Source organism: Streptomyces olivaceus, assembly GCF_000721235.1.
Taxonomy (GTDB): Bacteria; Actinomycetota; Actinomycetes; order Streptomycetales; family Streptomycetaceae; genus Streptomyces; species Streptomyces olivaceus.
Genome location: NZ_JOFH01000108.1, coordinates 1 through 1,123, shown reverse-complemented (window position 1 = coordinate 1,123; position 1,123 = coordinate 1). Strand labels below are relative to the sequence as shown.

General features: G+C 63.8%; 1 protein-coding gene. It reads right to left on the bottom strand.

Annotated elements, in window-relative coordinates; translation table 11 throughout:
* On the bottom strand, nt 1–1,112 hold a 1,112-nt coding region (locus IG94_RS0137955), incomplete at its 3' end, for a tyrosine-type recombinase/integrase (protein WP_031048698.1).
* Between the last annotated feature and the right edge of the window lie 11 nt (nt 1,113–1,123).

The window sequence follows — 1,123 nt, the reverse complement described above, 5'->3', positions numbered from 1 at the left end:
AGGTTGATGATCTTGGCGGCTTTACTGATGGAGCCGGGCATGAGGTGGCGGTAGATCTTGAAAGTGATTTCGATGGTCTTGTGGCCCATCCACTCGGCGACGTCGGTGATGGGGATGCCGTGGGTGAGGCAGTTGGAAGCGAAGAAGTGCCGCATTCCGTAGACGACCATGCCGTCGGGGATGTCGGTCTCGCCGGCCTTCTTGATCCGCTTCCACTGGTTGGCGATGTGGTAATGCGGGAATGTGCGGGTGGGGTCGCCGGGGTGGCGTAGCAGGTACCCATCGACGGTGCCGTGCTTGTCTGCGTACCACTCGATGCTCTGTCGCACCCAGGCCGGCAGGGGCACATCGCGGTACTCGCCCGGCTTGCGGTGCTTGAGCCGCTCGTACTGGCAGGTGGTCCGGTTGACCTGCTCGGTAATGCGGTAGATGTCGTCGGCGACAATGTTGTTGACGTTGACCGCGAACGCCTCGCCGTTACGCATACCGCAACCGCTCATCAGATCAGCGACCAACAGGAAACTGTCGTCACCAGCGGTGCGTATCTGAGCCAGTTGGGCGGGCGTGGGGATCACCACCCGCTGAGGGTCGTACTGCGGAGGCTTGATGCCGGCGACCGGGTTGTCGTCGAACAGGCCCAGCCGGTTCGCGTCCAGCAGGATCGCCTTGAGCTTGTCGAAGGCGTTTGCCTGCGCTGCCAGGCCGATGCCGTTGCGTTCCAGCGTCTGGAGGAACGACTCGACGACCTTGTGGTCGAACGTGTTCATCCGGCGACTGCCCAGCAGGGGCAGCAGGTGGATGTTCAGCAAAGAGTCCAGGTGCACCACCGACGCCGGCCCCAGATCCCGCTGCCCCGCCTTCCACTCGCCGGCGTATTCCTCGAACCGCATGACCCCGTATCGGGCGATCCGTTCCGCCTTCGCCTGTCCCCGCGGCGCGGCCTTCTTCGCGTTGTAGACCTCCGTCAAACGCGCGATCGCCTTGTCCTGGGTCGCAAAACCGGACTCCTCCACCTGCCGCCCGGCTGCCGACCGATAGCGGACCCTGTACGGGTGCGGGCACTTCGACCACCGCGACCGCGGATGCTCACACCCCTTGAAAAACGACCCCATCCCACGAACCA